We start from the raw sequence: 1,562 nt of genomic DNA, 5'->3' as shown, positions 1-1,562 counted from the left end.
TGACTTTTGCCGGCCACGGTAACTTTTTGCTCAAACTTGGCCAGTAGTTCAGCAAATCCCGCTATCTTGGAGCAAGCGGTCTGGAGGAGGTTTTCCTTTTTTTTTCATGATTGAAAACGGTTAAGAATGAATCAAAAAGTTACCTCTTTCTGGCTGCTTATCGGAGAAACTACCGTAGGTTTAGTGCAACAGCCGTTTTGCAAAAGCGGGGGTTTTTGTGCTTCTATGACAGTGAAGTGCTAAATTTAAGCTTTGTGCATCTAATGAAGTTTAGTGCTGAAAATCCCCGCCTTCGCAAAGCGGCAAAACGTTAGCGGTCAGCTTAAAAGACGACACTAATGAACATTAACAATTACAAAATATTAATCTCAAACTTGCCTGTAAGACAACAATGTTTTACGACTAAGCGAACGACTTGGACAAAAGCAGAGAATGAAATTCAGTGGCTAAAAAATCTCAATGATAAGTTGTTTGGCGACAACAAAACATTGACTATAAGCCGTCAAGACATTTTTGAAACAACCGAGCCAAGAGAAGCAATTATCAAGACAATTTATTGGGGCTACACAGCAGGAATGCGTGGTAATCATTTTATAAATATTCTCAAACACATTGACACTATTGAAAACGTGTTGCGGACTTTAAGAGAAAAACTCAATTCAACAACTAAAGACTTTAATGAACTGACATTAACTTTTATGAACGTTGCAGGACTTGGACTATCAACTTACAGCAAACTGCTTTACTTTTTCAAAATATCATTTAACGACAATCCTTGCTTAATACTTGACCAGCGACTTATTGATGTTTTTGCAAGCAAGACATATTCAAATTTTCAACAGTTAGACAAAATACGATATGACAATGCTGAGAAAAAGTATCTTGACTTTTTGCAGCTTACAAAACAGCTTGCCAATGAACTTGACACACAAGGAGAAAACATTGAACTATTTCTTTTTACTTTCGGCAATAACTTAAAAACAACAAAAATGACAGAAACGAAAATTTCAAATATGTGGAACGGATACTGCCCTGAAAGTTTATTGAAAGGAAAGACAGTTCGTATGCGACTTAATCAAAACGACTTTTTTGAAAGTGAAGAAACCGGACTTCAAATTTGTATTATTCCTGGAGTTCAAGCAGTCATTTTGAATTTTAGGGGACAAGGAAAATTTAGAACAACTGAAAATTATGGAGACGAAGTTGAAAATGGTGAGATTTTAAGTCCACAAAATTCTGACAGACCACCTTTCAACAGCCCAACAACTGCTTTTGGAGAAAGTGAAGAAATTGAAAATTACATTGCAACAATTCCGTAAAGACAATGAATATTCAGCTAAACACATGCGACAGAAAAGAAAGCCGAACCGCTAACAACTAAGCTTTCGTTGCGTGCGTAGCACGAACAATGAAAGCGCTGTTGCACGAAACCGGTGAGGTGCCTATGGGGATTGAGTCGGAATTTCAGTTGGATTTGTAGGGTTAGATAGCTCAAAAAGTCCTCTTAGAGTTGTTGAGTAAGTTCCAATAGCCTCTCAATTATAAGTTTTGCAGCCCCTCCA

At 37.4% G+C, this 1,562-nt stretch carries 1 protein-coding gene; it reads left to right on the top strand.

All coding sequences use genetic code 11. The features are described from left to right. Nucleotides 1-338 precede the first annotated feature (338 nt). Entirely contained in the window at nucleotides 339-1,319 is a 981-nt protein-coding gene (locus AAA942_RS12030; RefSeq protein ID WP_338220516.1) for an 8-oxoguanine DNA glycosylase OGG fold protein, read from the top strand. Nucleotides 1,320-1,562: the final 243 nt, after the last annotated feature.

This window comes from Algoriphagus sp. oki45 (assembly GCF_036245605.1).
Classification (GTDB): Bacteria; Bacteroidota; Bacteroidia; order Cytophagales; family Cyclobacteriaceae; genus Algoriphagus.
This window is presented reverse-complemented; position numbering and strand designations above follow the sequence as displayed.